Here is a 19,719-nt window from a genome sequence, read left to right as displayed (position 1 = left end):
CCACCAAGGTCGGCAGTAGATCCACGCCATGCGTGGATGCGACCGGGCCGAAAGAACGAACAGCATCGGGCCAGCCGCCACGGAACGGCAGCGGCCCCAGCCAGGATGGCACGGAGGGCAGGGAGCGGCCATCAGCGGTGAGGACCACCGACACGGCGCCGCCGGGTGCAGGAGAGCACCCGGCGGCGGGCTCGGCAGTAGATCCACGCCATGCGTGGATGGCTGGGCCAGCCTCAGTGCCGACCAAGGTCGGCACCCACCAAAGCAGGCCGGGCAGTAGAAGCCGCTCGGCAGTAGATGCACGCCATGCGTGGATGGCTGGGCCAGCCTCAGTGCCGACAACGGTCGGCACCCACCAGGGCAGGCCGGGCAGTAGAAGCCGCTCGGCAGTAGATCCACGCCATGCGTGGATGGCTGGGCCAGCCTCAGTGCCGACCAACGGTCGGCACCCACCAGGGCAGGCCCGGCAGTAGAAGCCGCTCGGCAGTAGATCCACGCCATGCGTGGATGCTTTGCCTGGAAGAAATCCTAAAGCTCCAGCACGCGCCGGTAACTCAACGGCCCACGCCCATCGCGCAGGCCCAACCGCAGTTCCAGCCCGGTGGCCGGCAGCACCTCACCTTTGCTCGGCAGCAGCGCCCACCCGGCGCCCGGCTGCCAGGCGCGTACCTCGAATCGCTGCACATCCTGCGCCACCGCGATCCCCCTTGACCGATCCGGTGCGGGCAAGGGGTAGCGATCCGTCGCAGCGCCACTGGCCCGCCACAGCGTGCTTCCCTGTCGCCACCAGCGAACACGTTGCCAGCGCAACCCGTCGCTGCCCAAGCTGCGGGTGATCTCCAGCGCGAAGCTTCCATCCGGATGCCGTTCGCTCACCAGTGAAGGGGGTAGCAGGCGCTGAGGCTGATCCGCCGGGCGCACTGCGCCGTTCATCAGCGCGTCGTCGGCACGCATCTCGATGTCGCGCTGGAACTGCTGCAGCACGCGCAGCGCCGTCGTGGTCTCGGCATCGGCCCGGCGCAGGCGTTGGTCGCTGCTGGCCACGCTGTCGAGCGCCCGCCAGCAGATCAGCGCCAGTACGCCCATGATGGTGATCGCAATCATCACCTCGATGAGGGTGAAACCCCGCGCAGCGCGCGTCACGGCGCCGCCGTCCATGGCAACTGCATCCGCGCCAGCGATTGCCGCGGTGCATCTTCGGCCACCACGCTGAGTTCCAGTTGCGGCTGTCCGTCACTCCCTGTGCCGATATGCTGCAGCACCAGGAAACTGCTGCGCCCCTGCACGCAGCGCTGCCGTGCATCCTGCGGCGGCTGCCCGGCCAGGCGCAGCTCCTGCCAGCGGTCCTGTGCGCACATCAGTGCCAGACGACGATCCCGCAGGCGCGACTGATCGTCGGTCGCCACTGCCACCGAGCGCATCACCGCCGCCAGTGCAATCGATACGATCGCCAGCGCGATCAGCACTTCGATCAGGGTGAATCCGTGTGCCTTCTGCTTCACTGCACGACCTGCAACTGTCCGCTGCCATCATCATGAAGACGCAGCTGGCGGCCCTGCAACGACAACCTCAGCTCCCACGCCACGCCGATCCACTCCGGGCTCAGTTCAATCGGCGTGGTCGGTTGCACCGCGATGCCCGCCGGTTGCCATTGCTGCGGACGCAGAAGGTCATCGCGCTGCACGTCAATCCAGCGGTTGCCTTCGCGGCGGCTGAAGCGGTAGCCGGCGGCGTCGGCCTGCCAGCGCAGGGGGCGGCCATCGATGCGCGCCTCGTCGCGCGCCACCTGCAGGCGCTGCGCCAGCCGTTCAGCTTCCTGCCGCAGCGGGCGCGCGGGGTCGAGCAGGCTGCCCAGGCCCAGGCCGATGCCCGCCGTGCAGATGCCGATGATCACCAGCACCACCATCAGTTCCAGCAGGGTGAAACCACGCGGCACGTGCTGCATCGACGTTGCCTCCTGTCCGGGTCGATAGCTGCCAGCGTAGGCCCGCATGATGAAACAAAAGCGTCAGCCGCAGCTGCTAGCGTAGGCGGACACGAACGTGGCGATGGTGCGGAACATGGATGGCAGGCGCTGGGATCGCAATCGCATGTTGACCCTGCTGGCGGCGACGCTGCTGCTGGCGGTGGTGGCCTATTGGGGCGTGACCCTGTCTGCGGTGGCACCGACGGCGGCGGCCAGCGAAACGTACGCAGAGGCCCCTGCACGCCCCCTGTTCGATGCAGTGGCCAGCCTGCCGCTGGTGCGGTTGCTGTCCCCCGGTGCGGTGCAGACCGAGGTTGTCGTGCTGGGCGTGATGGCCGGCGACCACGCGCCGCTGGCGCTGCTTTCGGTGGATGGCCGTCCTGCCGAAGCCTACGCGCCGGGCCAGCGGTTGGGGCCCTGCACGGTTCTCGCCAGCATCAGCGCCAACGCGGTGGAGCTGAACCAGGCGGGGCAGTTGCGCAGCCTGCCGGTGCCTGAGCTGCCGCCGGTGCCGAGCGATGGCATCGTGCCCGCGGCACCGTAGTGCCGAGCCTACGCTCGGCTGCGTCTGGAAGAACAGTCGAGCCTGGCTCGACTCTACAGAATCCTGCCGAGCGATAGCTCGACCCTTCAAATCCTGCCAAGCGTGGGCTCGGCCCTACGGCCGCGCAGGCTCATCGCGCCGGACGCTGCGGTACCACCGAACGACCAAAGGCATCGCCCATGCGCTGTCGCGTGCCTTCCAGGTTGTACTGCATCAGCTGGTTGCCCGGCTGCCGCATCAGCCGCTCGGCCTCCGGCAGTGCCGGTGACTTCGCCGCTTTCGATGCCGGCGCCAACTTGCGCTGCAGGCAGTCCCAAGCCGGAATGCGCTCGCCATTGACCTGTACTTCGATGCAGGGCGCGGCGTCTTCCTGCTTCTTCGCCTCGTCGGCGCGCACCGGGGCCAACACCAGCAGCAAGGCAAGGGCGAGGGCAGCGCGCAGTTCCACCATCAGTGATTCACGCATCTCGAATCTTACGCAGCAATCGACGTTCTGCAATGAAGACGTGTGGAGAAGGCAGGGTCCGCCTGCGTGCGTTGCGGTGCCGTCAAAAGATGACAGTGCTGTCACAAAACTGTTGGCGGTTTTGACGCGACGTACACGTCCTGTTGGTAGACCCACGCGCCGCTCCATGGCCCTTTCCTTCGATACGACGCGATGCCTTCGATGACTCCTGTTCCGTGCCGAGCCGTCCGCCTCCCGCTGCGCCTGCATCCGCTGGTGCTGGCCCTGGCGGCGCTGCCGCTGCCGCTGTTCGCGCAGGAGGCGGCGCCCGCGCCCAGCGTGAACATCAATGAGTACATCGTGCGCGGCAACACCGTGCTCGATCCGCGCCAGATCGAACGCGCGGTCGAGCCCTTCCTCGGACCGGGAAAGACCCTGGCCGATGTCGAGAAGGCACGCGATGCGGTCAATGCGCTGTACCAGCAGGCGGGCTACCAGTCGGTCTACGTGGAGCTGCCCGAGCAGCAGGTCAGCGGCGGCGTGGTGCTGCTGAAGGTACAGCAGACACCGATTGGCCAGCTGCGGGTCGTGGGAACGAAGCACGAATCGCCCGAGCGCATCCGCGAACGCGTGCCGGCACTGGCGGAAGGCAAGGTGCCGGACTTCGACCAGGCGCAGAAGGAACTGACCGCGCTGAACGAAGGTGGCCGCCGCCAGGTGATGCCGCTGGTGCGCGAGGGCCAGGTGCCGGGCACGATGGATGTGGACCTGCAGGTCGAAGAGAAGTCGCCGTGGCGTGCCAGCGCGTCACTCAACAACGACCACAGCGCAGACACCGAGAAGCTGCGCCTGAGTGCGTCGCTGGCCTACGACAATCTGTGGAAGCGGGGGCACAGCGCCAACATCGGCGTGTACCTGGCGCCGGAAGATGCAAAGCAGGCCAAGGTGTTCTCGGCCTCGTACACGATGCCGTTCGAAGGCACGCCGTGGAGCCTGGAAGCCTCCGGCTACACGTCCGACAGCCGCGTGCTGAACGCGGGCGGACAGGTCGGTACCGGCACCGGAACCAATGTGATCGGCAACGGCCATTCGATCGGTCTCAAGCTCAACTATCGACTGGCCGGCAGCAGCCAGTGGTGGCGCCAGCTCAGCCTCGGCGTGGACTTCAAGGACACCGAGGAAGACACGCAGATGGGCAAGGAGAGCCTGAAGACGCCGCTGAAGTACGCGCCGATCACTCTGGGGTTTGTCGGTGTGCGCCAGGGCGAGCAGGATCAGTTGAGTATCAATACGCAGCTGGTGGCCGGTACCCGTCGTCTGTTCGGCTATGGCAGTGATGCCATCGGGTTCGGGCAGAAGCGCTACTGGGCAGACCCCAGTTTTGTCGCGTTCAAGGTGGACGTCGCCAACACGCACACGTTCAGCAGCGACTGGCAGTGGTATGCACGCGGCTCGTTGCAGGTGACCGATGCGCCGCTGGTGTCGGCCGAGCAGTTCGCCGCTGGTGGCATGCACACCGTGCGCGGCTATCTGTCGGCCGAGGCGATCGGCGATTACGGCGGCCTGGCCAGCCTGGAATGGCGCACCCCGGCATGGTCGCTGTGGAGCGGCACGGATCTACGCGTCTACAGCTTTGCCGACGCCGCCTACCTGCGCCTGCGCCAGCCGCTGCCCGAACAGCGTGACAAGTACAACCTGGCCTCGGTCGGCCTGGGCGCGCAGCTGCGCCTGGGTGAACACCTGCAACTGCGCCTGGACTACGCCTGGCCCTACGCCGATGGCCCGGTCACGCGCAAGGACGACCCACGCCTGCATTTCAACATCAGCACCAGTTACTGACCCTTCCCTTGAACATGCGTTCTCCGGAGACCCTTCGCATGGACCGTTTGCTTTCCCGAGTGTTGTTGCTGCTGGCCGCGCTGGTTGCGCTGCCGGCCGCTGCGGCCGATGCCAATTGGTGGCAGGCCGAATGGAAGTACCGCAAGCCGATCACCATCGACGCCGGCCCGCAGGGCGCGGGCCTGGCCGGTGATCCGGGTCGCACGCCGCTGCTGCTGCGCCTGCACACCGGCAACTTCGGCTTCGACGGCACCCAGGATGCGGGCAACGACCTGCGCTTTGTCTCGGGTGATGGCCGCACCGTGCTGGCCCACCAGATCGAACAGTTCGATCCCAAGCTGGGCCTGGCCCTGGTCTGGGTGGACGTGCCGGCGGTCAGCGCTGCGGCACCGCAGACGATCTGGATGTACTACGGCAATGAAAAGGCCCCCGCCAGCGGCAACGGCCAGCAGGTGTTCGATCCGGACTATACGCTGGTCTACCACTTCGCCGAGGCCAATGCGCCGGCACGCGACACCACCGCTTATGGCAACAATGCCGGTGCCGTGGTGCCGCCATCGGAAGGCTCGGTGATCGGCCGCGGCGTTCAGTTGGGTGCAGCCCCGCTGCCGCTGCCGGCCAGCGCATCGCTTGCGCAGGAGGCGGGCGCGCCGCTCACTGTTTCGGCCTGGATCAAGCCAGGCAGCAACAACGCTGCACAGGCGATCTACGCGCGTCGCGACGGTGCGTCCGAACTGGTGCTGGGCATCGAAAACCGGGTGCCGTTCGTGCAGCTCAATGGCCAGCGCAGCACGCCGGCGCAGCCGGTTCCGGAAGGGCAGTGGGCGCATGTGGCGCTGACCGCAGAGAAGGGCGCACTGCAGCTGTACCTCAATGGCCGCGTGGTCGCCCAGCTGAGCGGCGAGCTGCCGGCGCTGACCACCGCGCCGGTGGTGGGCGCCGATGCGCCGGGCGCGGTGCAGCCGCTGGCCAGCTTCGAAGGCGCGCTGGATGAGCTGCGTATCTCGCGCGTGGCACGTCCGGCCGCGCTGCTGCTGGCCGATGCCACCGCGCAGGGCGCCGACTCGCGCCTGATCAGCTACGGCGCCGACGAGCAGTCCGCCGGGCAGAGCCACTTCGCCTTCATTCTCAAGGCGATGCCGTTCGACGCCTGGGTGGTGGTCGCCATCCTGGGCCTGATGATGCTGCTGTCGTGGGCGATCATGATCGCCAAGGGGCGGCACTTCGGCCGTACCAGCAAGGCCAATGCAGTGTTCACCGAGAGCTTCGGCAAGCTGTCCGGTGTGCCGCTGCGCACCCTGTCCGACATGGATCGCCAGGGCAAGGCCCCCACCGCGATGCACGACGGTTCGCTGTGGCGCATCTACCAGGTGGCCATCGATGAAATGCAGCAGCGTCACCAGCGCGACGGCAATGGTGGCTATCTCAGTGGTGCCACCATTGCGGCGATCCGCGCCTCGATGGATGCGGTGATGGTGCGCGAGCAGGAAGCGATGGCGCGGCGCATGAACTGGCTGTCGACCACCATCGAAGGCGCGCCGTACGTGGGCCTGTTCGGTACCGTGATCGGCATCATGCTGGTGTTCGTGGTGGCGGCAATGGCTGGCGCGGTGGACATCAATTCGGTGGCGCCCGGCATGGCGGCGGCGCTGCTGTGTACCGCTGCCGGCCTCGGCGTCGCGATCCCGGCGCTGTTCGGCTACAACTACCTGGGCGCGCGTGCCGAAGCGATCGGCGCGGACATGGCGGTGTTCATCGACGAGTTCGCCGCGCGCCTGGCCGAAGAGCAGGACGGGCGCGGCCCGGCCGCGGTCCAGGGCTGAGGGGCGCGCCATGGGCCAGAAGGCGAAGTTCGGCATCAAGAAGCGCGAGAAGGGCATCAACGTGACGCCCTTCGTCGATGTGCTGCTGGTGGTGCTGGTGATCTTCATCCTGACCAGCAACGCCTCCATCCCCGGCATCGAGGTCAACCTGCCGAAGGCCAGCAACAGCGTCGCGCTGGAGAAGCCGAAGACCAAGGCGATCACCATCGACCCCAGTGGACAGGTGTTCCTGGATGCCTACCCGGTGACGATGGCCGAACTGGAAGACCGGCTGCGCACCGAGCGCGCGACCACGCCGGATTTCCCGGTGATCGTGCGCGGTGATGCGCAGGTGCAGTACGCCCGCGTGGTCGAGGTGCTGGACCTGCTGCGGCGGCTGGAGCTGGCCCAGGTCGGCCTGGTCACCGGCAAGGCGCAGGGCTGAGGCATGACGGCCCATCAACCCCCTCGGCCGGAGCCCGGCATGCGCGGCCGCCAGTTGCTGGTGACCGTCGCGCTGGTGCTGGCCGCGTTGCTGGTGCTCGGCATCGCCGTGTGGTGGATGCTGTTCAGGGACACTGCCAGTACCCGTCGGCCGGTGGTGCAGCCGCCGATGCTGGCGCTGCCGCCGCCCCCTCCGCCGCCGCCGCCACCACCGGAAAAGCCGCCGGAACCCGAAACGCCGCCGGAAGAGACCATTCCCGAGCCGGAGCCGCTGGATCAGCCGACGCCGGCCGAAGAACCGACCCCGACCCCGGACAATGCCGACCCGGTAACGATGAATGCCGATGCGCAGGCCGGCGGTGACAACTTCGGTATCCAGTCCGGCAGCGGTGGCGGTTCGTCCGGCGTTGGCCGTGGTGGCGCCGGCAACGCTACCTACGGCCGCTACCTGGGCTACCTGATGCAGCAGGCGATCTCGCGCGATGACAAGGTCAAGCGCCTGGCGTTCCAGCTGCAGGTGAATGTGTGGCTGGCCAACGATGGCCGCCTGGAAAAGGTCGAGCTGGTGCGCGGCAGTGGCAACGAGGAGGCCGACGCGGCCGTGCTCGATGCGCTGCGACGCATCGGCAAGGTCGACCAGGCACCGCCGCCGTCGCTCGATTTCCCCGCCCGCGTGCTGATCCAGGGCCGCCGGCCCGGGGCCTGATTCCCGACCTCCGTGATTTCCCTTCTTTCGATGAGAACCGTGATGAACGACCACGTCCGCGCACGAACCGACTCCCGCCGCCTGCGGCCGGCCCGACGGGCGCTGCTGTGCTGCGCCGTGCTGCTCAGCCTGGCCGCCCCGGCCGGTGCGATGGCCGCCGAAACCACCATGGTCAAGCTGATCAAGGGCTTGATCGCCAGTGGTGCGCTGAAGCCCGAAGACGGCCAGGCATTGCTGGTGCAGGCGGAGGCCGAAGCAGCGGCCGCCCAGCGCGGTACAGTCGCCGCGCCCTCGGCCGCCAGTGGTGGCGTGGCCCTGGAGGCCGGTGACGTGCGCGTGCCCTACGTGCCGCAGAGCGTGCGCGACGGCATCCGTGATGAGGTGCGCCAGGACGTGATGGCGCAGGCGAAATCGGAAGGCTGGGCGGCACCCAACGAAGTGGCCGAGTGGACCAAGCGCATCAAGGTCACCGGTGACATGCGTGTGCGCAGCGAGTCGCGCTTCTACTCCGAGCGCAACAGCGACATCGTGAGCAACTGGTCGTCGATCAATTCCGGCAACGGCTTCGACACCAACACCAACACCAACCTGCAGCTGCCGCCGCTGCTGAACACCCGCCAGGACCGCCGTAACCTGTGGCGCATCCGTGCCCGCCTGGGCATCGAGGCAACCATTGGCCAGCACACCACGGCCGGCGTGCGCCTGGCCAGCGGCAGCAGCAATGGCCCGGTGTCGACTACCGAGCAGCTGGGTGGCGGCCTGAGCAAGAAGGACGTGTGGCTGGACCAGGCCTGGCTGGCCTACAGCCCGGCGGATTGGGTGACGGTGCGCGGTGGCCGCTTCGGCAATCCGTTCTGGACCAGCGACACGCTGTTCTCCAACGACCTCAACTTCGATGGCCTGGCCGCGAACCTGAAGTACGACTTCAACGGCGGGGATCTCGATCTGTTCGGCAACCTCGCGGTGGTGCCGCTGGAGTACACCTCCGACAGCTCGCCGAGCCAGAGCAAGGTCAAGACTCCGAACGAGAACAAGTGGCTGTCCGGTGCCCAGGTGGGCGTGAACTGGCGCTTCAACGACGACAACGCAGTGCGTGCCGCGCTGGGCTACTACGACTTCAAGAACATCAGCGGCCGGCTGTCCTCAACGTGCTCGCTGTATTCGGGCGCGGTAGGCTGCGATACCGACTGGTCGCGCCCGGCGTTCATGCAGAAGGGCAACACGCTGATGCTGATCCGGAACATCGCGCGCAATCCGCAGGACCCGGCCGGTACGCCGACCCCGCAGTATGTCGGCCTGGCTTCGGCCTTCCGCCTGGCCACGCTGAACCTGCGCTGGGATACACAGCTGGCGCAGGGCATCGGTCTGCGCCTGGACGGCGATTACATCCGCAACCTGGCCTACGACAAGCAGGCCATGTTCAGTCGCGCCCAGAACGGCATCGTCAACAACTACGGCGCCGGCGGTACCGCCAGCATCCACACCTTCCGCAGCGGCGACACCGCCTGGATGGTGCAGGCCACCTTCGGAGCCACCGAGCTGAAGGAGAAGGGTCAGTGGCAGGCGCTGCTGGGCTACAAGCACATCGAGGCCGATGCGCTGCCGGACGCCTACAACGATCCGAACTTCCACCTGGGCGGTACCAACGCCCGCGGCTACTACGTGGGCGGTGCCTACGCGCTGGACGCGCGCAGCTGGATCAGCGGCAAGTGGATGGCGGCCAAGGAAGTGTCCGGTGCGCCGCTGTCGATCGACGTATTCCAGCTGGAGTTCAACACCGGCTTCTGAGTGGCGGCGTGATGCGGATCACGTAGTGCGTGGCGGGGGCGCAGCGATGCGCCCGTCTAAGGAAAGGAGACCACGCGTTGTTCAAAAGGAGGAGTGGATGAGCCGTCGCAAGCTGTTCGAGAGTCCCGAACCGTCCAGCCAGATGCTGGGTGTTGGGCCGGCCTATGTTTCCGTCGAGGGCCTGCGCCAGCACCTGGCCGAGTTCCTGCTGTATGCAGGCCGGCCGGTGGTGATCATGCGCGGGCGCAGCGAGGTGGGCTATTTCCTGCCGGCGCGCTGCTGGCGCCAGCGTGACGATGATCCGCTGGCCGCCGCTGCCGCCGACCAGCTGCTGGATGCGGCCGGTTTCCAGGCCGAAGACATCCAGCAGGTGGAGCAGGAATTCAACGCCATGCGCCAGCGCACCGTGCTGCATTCACGGCGCTGAGCTTTCGCCTCTACAGTAGATCCACGCCATGCGTGGATGGGGTTACGCTGCAGCCCCACGCTCACTGGTGATGCGCGCACCCTCGCGCATCACCAGGGTCACCGGGGTCTTTTCCACCACCTCCAGCAACCGCTGCCACTGCGCATCGCTCAGCTCGGCGCTGGCATGCAGCACGCGGTGCACATGGAAGCGACCATCCGCGTCACGTTCCGAGCGCAGCTCGGCATGGAACTCGCCCAGTTCCCAGCCCTTGCGCTGCGCGTACATGCGCAGGGTGATGGCGGTGCACGCCGCCAGCGAGGCCAGGTACAGGTCGAACGGTGCGAAGCCCTTGCCCTGGCCGCCCAGTGAGGCGGGCTCGTCCGCATCCACGGCGAATGTGCCATTGCTGATGTGGTGCAGGTAGTTGTCGGCGGTTGAAACAATACGTGCGTAGGCCATCACGTTCTCCATCTGTCTGTGGCGTCGAGCCATGCTCGACTGCTCCAAAAGGCGGCGCCAGCCGGGACCGGCGCCGCCACCCAATCACTCGGTACGATCGTACGAGAACTGGATGCCTGCCGTACCACCGGTTTCAATGAAGAGGTTCATGAAGGCCGGCACCGTTTCCGAACGGGCCCAGTCGCGCTGCAGCTCGCAGAACAGCTGCGGCACGCTGATCAGCTGGCCACCAGCCTGTTCGATGCGGCGCAGCGCCGCATCGTGCGCGGCCAGCGAGGTGCCGCCGACGGCGTCGACCACCACATACACCTCATAGCCTTCCTTCAACGCATCCAGGGCCGGGAAAGTCAGGCACGCCTCGGTCCACAGCGCGGTCATGATCAGCTTGCGGCGGCCGGTGGCTTCCACCGCCTTGCGGAACTCGACGTCCTCCCAGGAGTTGATGGTGGTGCGGTCGTAGGTGGGGTAGTCACCCAGGACCTTGCGCAGCTGTGGAATCGGCGGCTTGTTCAGGCCGGTCTTGACGTTTACCGTCGAATGCACGATCGGCAAACCATAGGCGACGGCGGCTTTGGCGGTGCCGACGATGTTGTTGACCAGCAACTGGCGGTCCATCGAGGCGATGGAGTTCACCTGCACCGGCTGGTAGTCGATGATGATGAAGGCGGAATTCTGCGGGGTCAGCAGATGATCGCTGGCCGGGTCGCGGATCGGTTCACTGGACATGGTGGGTCTCCGGTTGAGAGGCGTGCCGACAGCGGGCCGGCACCCCGGGCGTAGGTCAGCTGCGCTGCGAATCCAGCTGTTCGTGGTTCTTCTGCACGTCCTGCGCCTTCAGGTAGCTTTCGATCAGCAGCTGGTAGTTCGGGAAGATCTTCGTGTAGACCTCGGCCCACTGCTGGGCATCGTCGCGGTTCCAGGTGCGCTGGATCTCCGAGGCCACCGCGGCGGTGTCCATCGGCACCACGCCTGCCTGCACCACGCGGGCCAGGGTGATCTCTTCGGCCATCTTCGAGTAGGTGCCGGACGCGTCGATGACTGCGAACACCTGGTAGCCATCGGCAACGGCGGCGATTGACGGGAAGGCCATGCACACGCTGGTGATGGTGCCGGCAATGATCAGCTGCTTGCGGCCGGTGGCCTTCACCGCGGCAACGAATTCCGGGTTGTCCCAGGCGTTGATCTCACCCTTGCGTGCCACGTACTGGGCATGCGGGGCGGCGTCGTGGATCTCCGGGATCAGCGGGCCGTTCGGGCCCTGCGGAACAGAGGCGGTGGTGATCACTGGCATCTTTGCCAGCGTGGCCATCTTCGCCAGCGCGGTGGCGTGGGCGCGCACGCTGGTGAACGGCATGTCACCGATGGTCTGGAACAGGCCGCTCTGATGGTCGATCAGCAGCATCGCGGCGTTGTCCGGATCGATCACCGGGCGGGCACCGTTGAAGTTGGCGGGGGTACTCATGGTCAGTCTCCTGGAGAAGGTGGGCGATGGCCCGGAAGGTGCGGCGGGCCAATGCCCGCCGCATTGAAACGATCAGTGCGCGATCTGGCCGAAGCGGCCGCTGTTGAAGTCCTTGACCGCCTGCGCGATCTCGGCCTGACTGTTCATCACGAACGGTCCATAGCCCACCACCGGCTCGTCGATCGGTTCACCGCTGAGCAGCAGCACGGTGGCGTCGCTGTCGGCGTCGACGAACACGTCCTCGCCGCTGCGGTCGAAGGTGACCAGCTGTGCCTCGCCGACCGGCTGGCCGCCGTTGATCCGCACCGTGCCCTTCAGCACCACCAGCGCCAGCGTGCGGCCATCGGCCACCGGCAGTTCGGCGTGGTGGCCCTGCCGCAGGCGGATGTCCCAGACATCCATCGGCGTGTGGGTGCGGGCCGGGCCGGCATGACCGTCGAGGCGGCCGGCGATGACACGCACGCGGCCGGCGCCTTCAGGCAGTTCAACCGAGGGGATCTGTGCGTCGAGCAGGGTCTGGTAGCCCGGTGCACCCATCTTGTCCTGCGCCGGCAGGTTCACCCACAGCTGGACCATGTCCAGCGTGCCGCCCCGCTTGCTGAACTCCGGTGTGTGGAACTCCTCGTGGAGGATGCCGGAGGCCGCGGTCATCCACTGCACGTCACCCGGGCCGATGGTGCCGCCGGCGCCGGTTGAATCGCGGTGGGCGACCTCGCCCTCATAGACGATGGTGACGGTCTCGAAACCGCGATGCGGATGCTGGCCGACCCCGCGCGGGGTATTGCTGGGGGCAAAGGTATAAGGGCCGGCGTAGTCCAGCAGCAGGAACGGGCTCAGGTGCTGGCCGTGGGTGTTGTAGGAAAACATCGAGCGGGCGGGGAATCCGTCGCCCACCCAGTGCGGGCGCGGGGCGCTGTAGGTACCGGTGACACGCTTCATGGCGATCTCCTGGCCGGGGCTGCCGGCCGCTGTTCTTCGTTGCAGGAGACGATATCGCCGCGACAATTGGGCCGGTAGACGCCAATATTTGCCGTCATAGTCCTATCTAGTGAACAATGGGTGCGCGCCTTGCGCCACAGGAGATCGCCCCGTGTTCATCGCTGATATCCGCCGTTGCGACCTCAACGACCTGTTCTACTTCGCCATGGTGGTCGAGCACGGCGGCTTCTCGCAGGCCGGCCGGGCGCTGGCCATGCCGAAGTCGAAACTGAGCCGGCGCATCGCGCTGCTGGAGGAACGGTTGGGCGTGCGCCTGATCCAGCGCTCGACCCGGCGTTTCTCGGTCACCGAGGTCGGCCAGGACTACTACCGCCACTGCAAGGCGATGCTGGTCGAAGCCGAAGCAGCCGAAGAAGCGATTGCGATGTCGCGCGCCGAGCCGCGCGGCACGATCCGCCTGGCGTGCCCGATCGCGATCCTGCACGCGCGCATCGGCCCGATGCTGGCCGACTTCCTGGCCCAGCACCCGCAGGTGACGGTGCAGCTGGACGCCACCAACCGGCGCGTCGACGTGGTGGGCGAGGGTGTGGACGTGGCGATTCGGGTGCGGCCGCCGCCACTGGAGGACAGCGACCTGGTGGTACGCGTGCTGGCGCGTCGCGTCTGGTGTACCAGTGCCAGTCCGGCGCTGGTGCAGCGGCTGGGCACGCCGCAGGTGCCGGCCGACCTGGCGATGATGCCGACCGTCGATCTGGCATCGCCCAGCCAGCAGCATGTATGGGAATACACCGGGCCGGACGACGTGCTGGCCAGCGTGCACCATCGACCGCGGCTGGTCAGCGATGACATGATCGCGTTGCGCACCGCTGCGGTAGCCGGGGTGGGGTTGCTGATGCTGCCGCGGATGATGATCAGTGACGAACTGGCCAGTGGCGCGCTGGTGCCGGTGCTGCCGGAGTGGGTGCCCAAGCACGGCATCGTGCACGCGGTGTTCCCGTCGCGACGCGGCCTGTTGCCGGCGGTGCGTGCACTGATCGATTACCTCGCCGAACGCTTCGAGGCGCTGGAGGAACCCTAGCTCTTCCATCCACGCCATGCGTGGATGAAGCTCTCGGCCGCGGCTTGCCGCCTGCGGCCGTGCAGCCCACAATCCACGTCCGGACCGTCGCCATCACGCCCATCATTCCCCGGTCCGGCCTTGGCACCTATGTCTCCCAATGCCCTGGCGCTGGTCGAGCTGCTGATCCGCGAGCGCCGTGCGTTGTCTCGCTTCATCGCGCGCTATCTCGACCCGGCCAGTACCGAGGACACCCTGCAGAACCTGTACCTGAAGGCCAGCAGCGTGCCCGGCGATCCGCCCATCCTGGAGCCGCGCGGCTATCTGTACCGGATGGCCTACCATCACGCGCTCAACCGCAGCCAGTCCGACGCCCGCGAGCGGCGTGCGATGGCCGAGTACGCCCTCGACATGGCCGAGGCCAGTCGCGATGGCGAGGCGCAGGCGCTGGACCAGGCGCAGCTGCGCGAGATCACCAGGACCATCCTCGCGCTGCCGGCGCAGGTGCGTGAGTGCTTCGTGCTCAACCGCTACCTGGGCCTGAGCGAGCGCGAAATCGCCGCCCGGCTGGGTATCTCCAAGAGCCTGGTCGGCAAGCACGTGCTGCGCGCGGCGCTGTTGATCCAGCAGCACCAGCAGGGACTGCATCGATGAGCGGCGATTGCCGTGGGCAGATCGCGCCCGCCGTTGTCACAACAGGAAGGCGCACCCGTTCGTGGTGCGGCAGGCCACAACCATGACCACGTCCGAACCCTCGCCGCGTCAGGCCAGGCAGGCGTTGCGCTGGGTGATCCAGTGCAGTGCAGGCCCGCTGCCGGAACGCCAGCAACGAGCCCTGCAGCGCTGGCTGCAGGCCGATCCGCGCCATGCGCTGGCCTGGCGCCAGCAGCAGGCCTTCTGGCAAGGGTTGGATGCCGCCGGGCCCGACGTGCTGGCCGCGCTGCCCGGGCTGACCGCAGATCGGCAGGGGTTGCGCCCGATCGCACCGCGCCGCCGCCTGCCCTGGCTGCTGGCCAGTGCCGCGGGGGTGGTGCTGATGGTTGCCGCTGCGCCACACGCGCTGCTGCTGGCACGCAGTGACCTGCGCAGCAGCGATGCACCGCGCGTGGTGCAATTGGAGGACGGCAGCACCGCCGTGCTCGATGCGGGCACCGCACTGGCGGTTGCGTTCGATGGCCAGCAGCGGCACCTGCGCCTGCTGCGCGGCCAAGCCTGGTTCCAGGTGGCCCATGAGGCGCGACCGTTCCAGGTCGAGGCGGCGGGCGGCCTGGTCCGTGACATCGGTACCGCCTTCAGTGTGTCGATGCTGGATACCACGGTCACCACCGAGGTCAGCGAGGGTGTGATCGACGTGCGTCCGGGCGATGGCAGCGTACAGCGCCTGCATGCGGGGCAGTCACGCGTGTTCCGTGACGGTCGCTGGCTGCAGCCAATGCAGCTGGAAGATGCCGAGACCATGGCGCCGTGGCGGCGTGGCGAGGTAGTGATCGACGATCAGCCCGCCGCGCAGGCCATCGCCGATCTGGCGCGCTACCGCCGTGCCCCGGTCTGGGTACTGGGCGGGCAGGGCGCAAGCGTACGGGTCAGTGGCCTGTTCCACCTGCAGCAACCGGAGACGGCCATCGACGCGGTGGCCTCGCAGGCAGGACTGCGCGTGCAGCGCTTGCCCGGCGGCGCGCTGGTGCTGTGGTGAGGCCCGCGCAGCACCCGGATGAACGGGTCGCATGAAAAAAACATGAAAGAACCGTGGGCAACTGCAGTGCCCCGCTGTCTATAGAGGTATAGCCAGAGCGAAACACCGTTTCTCCTCAAGCCAGACATGCCACCGGCACCGGATGTGCCCGTGGTTCCGCCACGCTTGAGGAGTTCCCGTCCATGCCGTCCACGGCAGCCGCCTGTCATCGTCGCGCCACCGCTCTGGCCCTGGCTGTTTCCACCGCATTGCTGCCGCTGGCCTGGGTGCCGGCCGTGCAGGCGCAGCCGGCGATCGTCGCGCCGGTGCGGCAGTACACCATTCCGGAGCAGCCGCTGGCTGATGCCGTACGCGCCTTTGGCCGCCAGGCCGATGTGCAGGTGGTGTTCCGCAGCGACCTGGTGGAAGGCCGCCGCTCCAGCGCAGTGAAGGGTGAGTACAGCCAGATGCAGGCGCTGCAGCAGCTGTTGCGCGGCAGCGGCGTGCGTGCACAGCGCGGCATGGACGGTACCTGGAGCCTGCGGGCCGCAGCGGAGGCGGGTGAGGGCGAAGGGGTGCGGGTGACCGAAACACTGGACGTGGCCGGTCGCCTTCAGTCGGAAGGGGGGGAGGCCCGCGATCGGCGTGGCTACGACGATGTGTTCGCGCTGGACCTGACCACGGCGTATTCGGGGCGCGACCGGGTTGAGCGTCACCGAGGCTCCAATCCGGCCGACGTGGTCAAGGATCTGGTCGGCGTGTTCAGTGGCGATGCGCGCAACAGCGGCGCGCTGGACGTCAACATCCGTGGCATCCAGGGGCCCGGGCGGGTGCCGGTCAGCATCGACGGCGGCGAACAGGCGCTCACGGTCTGGCGTGGCTACAACGGCGTCAGCAATCGCAACTACATCGATCCCAACCTGATTGGTGGCATCCAGGTCATCAAGGGGCCAGGGCTGGTGCGCGATGTGCACAGCGGGATCGGTGGCGCGCTGGTGATCAAGACCATCGACGTCGATGACGTCGTCGCTGCCGGCGAGCGCTTCGGCGGGGAGCTGAAGATCGAAGGCAGCAGCAATGCGGTGGCACCGCGCCTGCCGCGGCTGCACACCGGCGAGGACTACCGCACCGTGCCGGGTTTCCCGCAGGGCTCGCCGAACTCACCCTACGACGACCGCACCCTGGTGGTGCCGGTGAAGTCGCGCAGTGGCAACAATCCCTTCGATGGCGAGGACCAGGCCTGGCGCCTGGCGCTGGGCGTGCGTGGCGACAACGTCGACCTGATGGCCGCCTACGCCTGGCGCAAGCGCGGCAACTACTTCTCCGGGACCCAGGGCAGCGCCTACTACGAACAGGACCAGCGCGAGCAGTTCGAGTACCAGGGCATCGACTACATCACCACGCTGGCGCGCTACTTCAAGCCCGGCGATGAAGTGCCCAATACCTCCAGCGAACAGGAGTCCTGGCTGGTCAAAGGCAGCTGGCAGATCAACGATGACCAGCAGTTGAAGGCGACCTGGCGGCGCACGCTGTCGCACTACGGCGAGATCATGCCGTCTCGCATCCTGTCGGCCCCCGACTACGGCCGCATCCAGTGGCCGCTCAGCCGGGTCGATTCGGATGCGTGGAACCTGGAATACCGTTTCCAGCCCGCCGGCAGTCGTTGGCTGGACCTGTACGCCAACCTGTGGCGCACGGAAACGGAAAGCGATACCTACAGCGCTGGCGGCTTCCCGAACTTCGCAGTGGGTAATCCGGCATGGAATCCGGACGCCAGCCCGATCCTGCGCAATACCGCGCTGGCCAACGCGCGCAATGACCGCACCGGCCTGATCCTGAGCAACCGCTTCGCGCTGCATTCGACCTTGGACCTGACCGTGGGCGGCAACTGGCAGTACGAGAAGCTGGGGTCCCGCGATCCGTACTTCGGCACCACCGATGGCTGGCGCATGTTCCCGCGTGCCGGGCGCCGCCAGGAGGGTGAAGGCTACCTGACCCTGGAGTGGCGGCCGGTCGAATTCCTCACCCTCAATGCAGGCGTGCGCTACAGCCGCTACTGGGCCTTCGACGATTTCCTCGAGGCGCACCCCGAGCTGCTCACCAAGGGCGTAGGTGGCAAGGAAGCGCAGTACACCGTGAACGAATTGCCGCCCCGTCCCGCCAATCTGCAGGCCCGCATCGACGCGTTGGAAGCACGCCGCGCAGTATGGGAAAAGCGCGGCATGGGCTGGTTCATCGACGACAGCATCCGTGCGTTGCTGGCACCGTACGAGACGCCGCGTCCGGTCCGGTACACGCGGCCCTGGCTGCCCGATGCCGATGGCAACTACACCCGCGCCGGCAATCCCTGCCTCAATGGCGAAGTGGCGGCCATTCCCGGCGTGCAGCCGGTGTTCGCCGGCAGCGACCAGGTCTGCAACATCGGCAACAGCGTACAGTCGCAGCCGGTCGATGGACGCAACAGCCGCCGCCGCGACCATGCCTGGCTGCCGACCTTCTCGGCCACTGCACACCTGTCCCCGGCCGCCCGTGCCTACGTGCGTTACAGCGAAGCGGTGCGCTTCCCGAGCATGTTCGAAAGCACCATCGCCTTCTCCGGCAGCCTCAATCCGCTGCATGCGCTCAAGCCCGAGCACGCCTACAACTACGAGGTGGGCTACGTGCACAACCTGTCGGCCCTGTTCGGCAACACCGCCGATGCCGACGTCAAGCTGGCGTACTACGTGCACAAGACCCGTGACGTGATCGAACGCGATGGCAACTTCCTGTTCGACAACATCGACAAGCAGACCATCCGTGGTATCGAACTGCAGGCCCGCTTCGACAATCGGCGCTTCTTCACCGATCTGGGCATCACCCGCACGCTGGAAAACGAGGTGTGTGACGAGAGCACGGCGGTGCTCCTGGACGCGAACCGCGGCCTGGTTCCGAACTGCGTGCAGGATGGTTTCGTCGGTGGCTACCTGCTGACCCAGGCCATCCCCAAGCTGTCGATCAACGGGTCGCTGGGCACCCGCCTGTTCGATGAGCGCCTGGAGCTGGGCAGCCGCATCGTGCACTACCAGCGGCACGAGAACCCTGACCTGCAGGCCTACCGTGATCGCCTGCTGAGCGGGGGCAGCGGCCTGCTCTGGCAGAACGTGCCGTTCACCTGGGGAAACATCACCACTGTCGATGCCTATGCGCGCTGGCGCTTCAACGAGCATGCCAACGTCGAACTGGTCGGCAGCAACCTCGGCAACCGCTACTACGTCGATCCAGCCACGCGGTCCACGCTGCCAGCCCCGGGTCGCACCCTGAAGCTCGGCGTCACCGCGCGCTTCTGATCTCCCACCTTCAAGCGTTGTACCCGTAGTTCCCTCAACCAAGGAGCAATACCATGAAAATGATCTCCCGTTCGGTGCTCGCCGTTGCCGCCTCGCTGGCTCTGGTCGGTGCCGCGCATGCTGCCGATATCGTCGGTGCCGCCAGTGCCAGGACCGATGCCGAGCTGTACGTGGCGGTTGGCGAATCGCAGGTCAATGGCGGCCCGCACCGCGCTGGCAAGGCCGGCATCGGTGTCGGTACCGTGTCCCAGGCCAAGCCGGTGGACTTCCAGGGCCTGAGCGCCTACTCGGCACCCACCACCGTCAATGGCGTGACGGTACGTACCCTGGCCATGCCGATCACCGGCGCACCGGGCAGCCACGCCGGCATGGGCCACTTCAACTTCGTCAAGGTCGGCAGTGGTGATGTCTGGTTTGGCGAATGGTCCAAGGATGGCGCCGCCGGTGGCTTCAACAACCGCCAGGTCTACTTCGTTGGCGACCGCGCCGGCACCACGCTGCCCGCCGGCGTGGCGTCCTACACCGTGGCCGGCCTGAACAAGTTCAACGGCAGCAACCTGCTGAGCGGCACCTTCGACGCCGACTTCGGCGCCGGCACCCTGGATGGTGCGCTGTCCGGCAATGGCCTGACCCTGGCCATCGTTGCCAACATCAACAGTGCCGATGCATCGTTCGCCGGTTCGGCCAACGTCAATGGCAGCGTCAACGGCACCACCCAGGGCCAGTTCTTCGGCGCCAACGCCGCCACCCTGGCCGGCATCGCCACCTTCGCCGGCAACAGCCAGTACGACACCGCCTTCGGCGGCAGCAAGAACTGATTGCCACGCCCCTGACGGGGCAGGGCAGGGACAAGCCGCGATC

At 67.2% G+C, this 19,719-nt stretch carries 20 protein-coding genes; 12 read left to right on the top strand and 8 right to left on the bottom strand.

Features of this window, described 5'->3' with window-relative positions; translation table 11 throughout:
* Positions 1-528: 528 nt before the first annotated feature.
* The 3 genes from AC5P9N_RS03190 to gspH are packed head-to-tail and all read right to left on the bottom strand — an operon-like array spanning position 529 to position 1,945.
* Positions 529-1,143 (bottom strand): prepilin-type N-terminal cleavage/methylation domain-containing protein, encoded by a 615-nt coding sequence (locus tag AC5P9N_RS03190; RefSeq protein ID WP_032966058.1) that lies wholly within the window; start codon positions 1,141-1,143, stop codon positions 529-531.
* Positions 1,140-1,502: a type II secretion system minor pseudopilin GspI gene (gene gspI, locus AC5P9N_RS03185; RefSeq protein WP_005409880.1), complete on the bottom strand. Its 363-nt coding sequence runs from the start codon at positions 1,500-1,502 to the stop codon at positions 1,140-1,142. The genes AC5P9N_RS03190 and gspI overlap by 4 nt, the downstream gene beginning before the upstream one ends.
* Positions 1,499-1,945, bottom strand: a complete 447-nt coding sequence (gspH, locus tag AC5P9N_RS03180; RefSeq protein ID WP_495223810.1) for a type II secretion system minor pseudopilin GspH — start codon at positions 1,943-1,945, stop codon at positions 1,499-1,501. The genes gspI and gspH overlap by 4 nt, the downstream gene beginning before the upstream one ends.
* A gap of 103 nt (positions 1,946-2,048) precedes the next feature.
* On the opposite strand from gspH, the gene AC5P9N_RS03175 reads away from it, so the two are divergent.
* Positions 2,049-2,510: a general secretion pathway protein gene (locus AC5P9N_RS03175; RefSeq protein ID WP_180863285.1), complete on the top strand. Its 462-nt coding sequence runs from the start codon at positions 2,049-2,051 to the stop codon at positions 2,508-2,510.
* Positions 2,511-2,640: 130 nt separating this feature from the next.
* Here AC5P9N_RS03175 and AC5P9N_RS03170 read toward each other — a convergent pair whose 3' ends face one another.
* Positions 2,641-2,976 (bottom strand): hypothetical protein, encoded by a 336-nt coding sequence (locus AC5P9N_RS03170; RefSeq protein WP_049396083.1) that lies wholly within the window; start codon positions 2,974-2,976, stop codon positions 2,641-2,643.
* A 201-nt stretch (positions 2,977-3,177) separates the two neighbouring features.
* Here AC5P9N_RS03170 and AC5P9N_RS03165 point away from each other — a divergent pair, with 201 nt between their 5' ends.
* The 6 genes from AC5P9N_RS03165 (at position 3,178) to AC5P9N_RS03140 (ending at position 9,961) form a co-directional block, all read left to right on the top strand.
* Positions 3,178-4,794 (top strand): ShlB/FhaC/HecB family hemolysin secretion/activation protein, encoded by a 1,617-nt coding sequence (locus tag AC5P9N_RS03165; RefSeq protein WP_099484879.1) that lies wholly within the window; start codon positions 3,178-3,180, stop codon positions 4,792-4,794.
* A 38-nt stretch (positions 4,795-4,832) separates the two neighbouring features.
* A complete protein-coding gene (locus AC5P9N_RS03160; protein ID WP_099484878.1) occupies positions 4,833-6,617 on the top strand; it encodes a DUF2341 domain-containing protein in 1,785 nt (594 codons plus the stop codon).
* A gap of 10 nt (positions 6,618-6,627) precedes the next feature.
* Positions 6,628-7,041 (top strand): ExbD/TolR family protein, encoded by a 414-nt coding sequence (locus tag AC5P9N_RS03155; RefSeq protein ID WP_005409874.1) that lies wholly within the window; start codon positions 6,628-6,630, stop codon positions 7,039-7,041.
* A gap of 39 nt (positions 7,042-7,080) precedes the next feature.
* A complete protein-coding gene (gene tolA, locus AC5P9N_RS03150; RefSeq protein ID WP_005409873.1) occupies positions 7,081-7,746 on the top strand; it encodes a cell envelope integrity protein TolA in 666 nt (221 codons plus the stop codon).
* Between the two features lie 42 nt (positions 7,747-7,788).
* Positions 7,789-9,534, top strand: a complete 1,746-nt coding sequence (locus AC5P9N_RS03145) for a putative porin (RefSeq protein ID WP_099484676.1) — start codon at positions 7,789-7,791, stop codon at positions 9,532-9,534.
* 97 nt (positions 9,535-9,631) lie between these two features.
* Positions 9,632-9,961: a hypothetical protein gene (locus AC5P9N_RS03140; protein WP_005409871.1), complete on the top strand. Its 330-nt coding sequence runs from the start codon at positions 9,632-9,634 to the stop codon at positions 9,959-9,961.
* A gap of 42 nt (positions 9,962-10,003) precedes the next feature.
* On the opposite strand, the gene AC5P9N_RS03135 is transcribed toward AC5P9N_RS03140, so the two are convergent.
* The 4 genes from AC5P9N_RS03135 to AC5P9N_RS03120 form a co-directional block, all read right to left on the bottom strand.
* Complete coding sequence (locus AC5P9N_RS03135; protein WP_005413631.1) at positions 10,004-10,402, bottom strand: OsmC family protein; 399 nt, start codon at positions 10,400-10,402, stop codon at positions 10,004-10,006.
* Positions 10,403-10,486: 84 nt separating this feature from the next.
* Entirely contained in the window at positions 10,487-11,128 is a 642-nt protein-coding gene (locus AC5P9N_RS03130; protein ID WP_005409869.1) for a hydrolase, read from the bottom strand.
* Positions 11,129-11,183: 55 nt separating this feature from the next.
* Positions 11,184-11,864 carry a hydrolase gene (locus AC5P9N_RS03125; RefSeq protein ID WP_005409868.1) on the bottom strand — a complete coding sequence of 227 codons (681 nt, stop codon included), beginning with the start codon at positions 11,862-11,864 and terminating at the stop codon, positions 11,184-11,186.
* A gap of 72 nt (positions 11,865-11,936) precedes the next feature.
* Complete coding sequence (locus AC5P9N_RS03120; protein ID WP_099484675.1) at positions 11,937-12,803, bottom strand: pirin family protein; 867 nt, start codon at positions 12,801-12,803, stop codon at positions 11,937-11,939.
* A gap of 151 nt (positions 12,804-12,954) precedes the next feature.
* Between AC5P9N_RS03120 and AC5P9N_RS03115 the strand changes: the two genes are divergently transcribed.
* From AC5P9N_RS03115 to AC5P9N_RS03095, 5 genes are all read left to right on the top strand, one after another.
* The gene (locus AC5P9N_RS03115; RefSeq protein WP_099484674.1) at positions 12,955-13,881 is read left to right on the top strand and encodes a LysR family transcriptional regulator; all 927 of its coding nucleotides are present in this window, start codon (positions 12,955-12,957) and stop codon (positions 13,879-13,881) included.
* A gap of 129 nt (positions 13,882-14,010) precedes the next feature.
* Positions 14,011-14,514 carry an RNA polymerase sigma factor gene (locus AC5P9N_RS03110; RefSeq protein ID WP_099484673.1) on the top strand — a complete coding sequence of 168 codons (504 nt, stop codon included), beginning with the start codon at positions 14,011-14,013 and terminating at the stop codon, positions 14,512-14,514.
* A gap of 82 nt (positions 14,515-14,596) precedes the next feature.
* Positions 14,597-15,553, top strand: a complete 957-nt coding sequence (locus AC5P9N_RS03105) for a FecR family protein (RefSeq protein WP_044570307.1) — start codon at positions 14,597-14,599, stop codon at positions 15,551-15,553.
* A 182-nt stretch (positions 15,554-15,735) separates the two neighbouring features.
* A complete protein-coding gene (locus AC5P9N_RS03100) occupies positions 15,736-18,858 on the top strand; it encodes a TonB-dependent receptor (RefSeq protein WP_495223809.1) in 3,123 nt (1,040 codons plus the stop codon).
* A gap of 53 nt (positions 18,859-18,911) precedes the next feature.
* On the top strand, positions 18,912-19,676 hold the full coding sequence (locus AC5P9N_RS03095; protein WP_024956511.1) for a Slam-dependent surface lipoprotein: 765 nt from the start codon (positions 18,912-18,914) through the stop codon (positions 19,674-19,676).
* The last annotated feature ends 43 nt before the right edge of the window (positions 19,677-19,719 follow it).

It is taken from the genome of Stenotrophomonas sp. YJH_SMC_6 (genome assembly GCF_059371335.1).
The sequence above is the reverse complement of the archived record's forward strand: the minus strand, read 5'-3'. Positions and strand labels throughout refer to the sequence as shown.

Excerpts from the sequence above, each read along its gene's own strand:
- gspH (WP_495223810.1), bottom strand. The coding sequence starts at position 1,945 with ATGCAGCACGTGCCGCGTGGTTTCACCCTGCTGGAACTGATGGTGGTG.
- AC5P9N_RS03175 (WP_180863285.1), top strand. The coding sequence starts at position 2,049 with ATGGTGCGGAACATGGATGGCAGGCGCTGGGATCGCAATCGCATGTTG.
- AC5P9N_RS03170 (WP_049396083.1), bottom strand. The coding sequence starts at position 2,976 with ATGCGTGAATCACTGATGGTGGAACTGCGCGCTGCCCTCGCCCTTGCC.
- AC5P9N_RS03165 (WP_099484879.1), top strand. The coding sequence starts at position 3,178 with ATGACTCCTGTTCCGTGCCGAGCCGTCCGCCTCCCGCTGCGCCTGCAT.
- AC5P9N_RS03160 (WP_099484878.1), top strand. The coding sequence starts at position 4,833 with ATGGACCGTTTGCTTTCCCGAGTGTTGTTGCTGCTGGCCGCGCTGGTT.
- AC5P9N_RS03155 (WP_005409874.1), top strand. The coding sequence starts at position 6,628 with ATGGGCCAGAAGGCGAAGTTCGGCATCAAGAAGCGCGAGAAGGGCATC.
- tolA (WP_005409873.1), top strand. The coding sequence starts at position 7,081 with ATGCGCGGCCGCCAGTTGCTGGTGACCGTCGCGCTGGTGCTGGCCGCG.
- AC5P9N_RS03145 (WP_099484676.1), top strand. The coding sequence starts at position 7,789 with ATGAACGACCACGTCCGCGCACGAACCGACTCCCGCCGCCTGCGGCCG.
- AC5P9N_RS03140 (WP_005409871.1), top strand. The coding sequence starts at position 9,632 with ATGAGCCGTCGCAAGCTGTTCGAGAGTCCCGAACCGTCCAGCCAGATG.
- AC5P9N_RS03135 (WP_005413631.1), bottom strand. The coding sequence starts at position 10,402 with ATGGCCTACGCACGTATTGTTTCAACCGCCGACAACTACCTGCACCAC.
- AC5P9N_RS03130 (WP_005409869.1), bottom strand. The coding sequence starts at position 11,128 with ATGTCCAGTGAACCGATCCGCGACCCGGCCAGCGATCATCTGCTGACC.
- AC5P9N_RS03125 (WP_005409868.1), bottom strand. The coding sequence starts at position 11,864 with ATGAGTACCCCCGCCAACTTCAACGGTGCCCGCCCGGTGATCGATCCG.
- AC5P9N_RS03120 (WP_099484675.1), bottom strand. The coding sequence starts at position 12,803 with ATGAAGCGTGTCACCGGTACCTACAGCGCCCCGCGCCCGCACTGGGTG.
- AC5P9N_RS03110 (WP_099484673.1), top strand. The coding sequence starts at position 14,011 with ATGTCTCCCAATGCCCTGGCGCTGGTCGAGCTGCTGATCCGCGAGCGC.
- AC5P9N_RS03105 (WP_044570307.1), top strand. The coding sequence starts at position 14,597 with ATGACCACGTCCGAACCCTCGCCGCGTCAGGCCAGGCAGGCGTTGCGC.
- AC5P9N_RS03100 (WP_495223809.1), top strand. The coding sequence starts at position 15,736 with ATGCCGTCCACGGCAGCCGCCTGTCATCGTCGCGCCACCGCTCTGGCC.
- AC5P9N_RS03095 (WP_024956511.1), top strand. The coding sequence starts at position 18,912 with ATGAAAATGATCTCCCGTTCGGTGCTCGCCGTTGCCGCCTCGCTGGCT.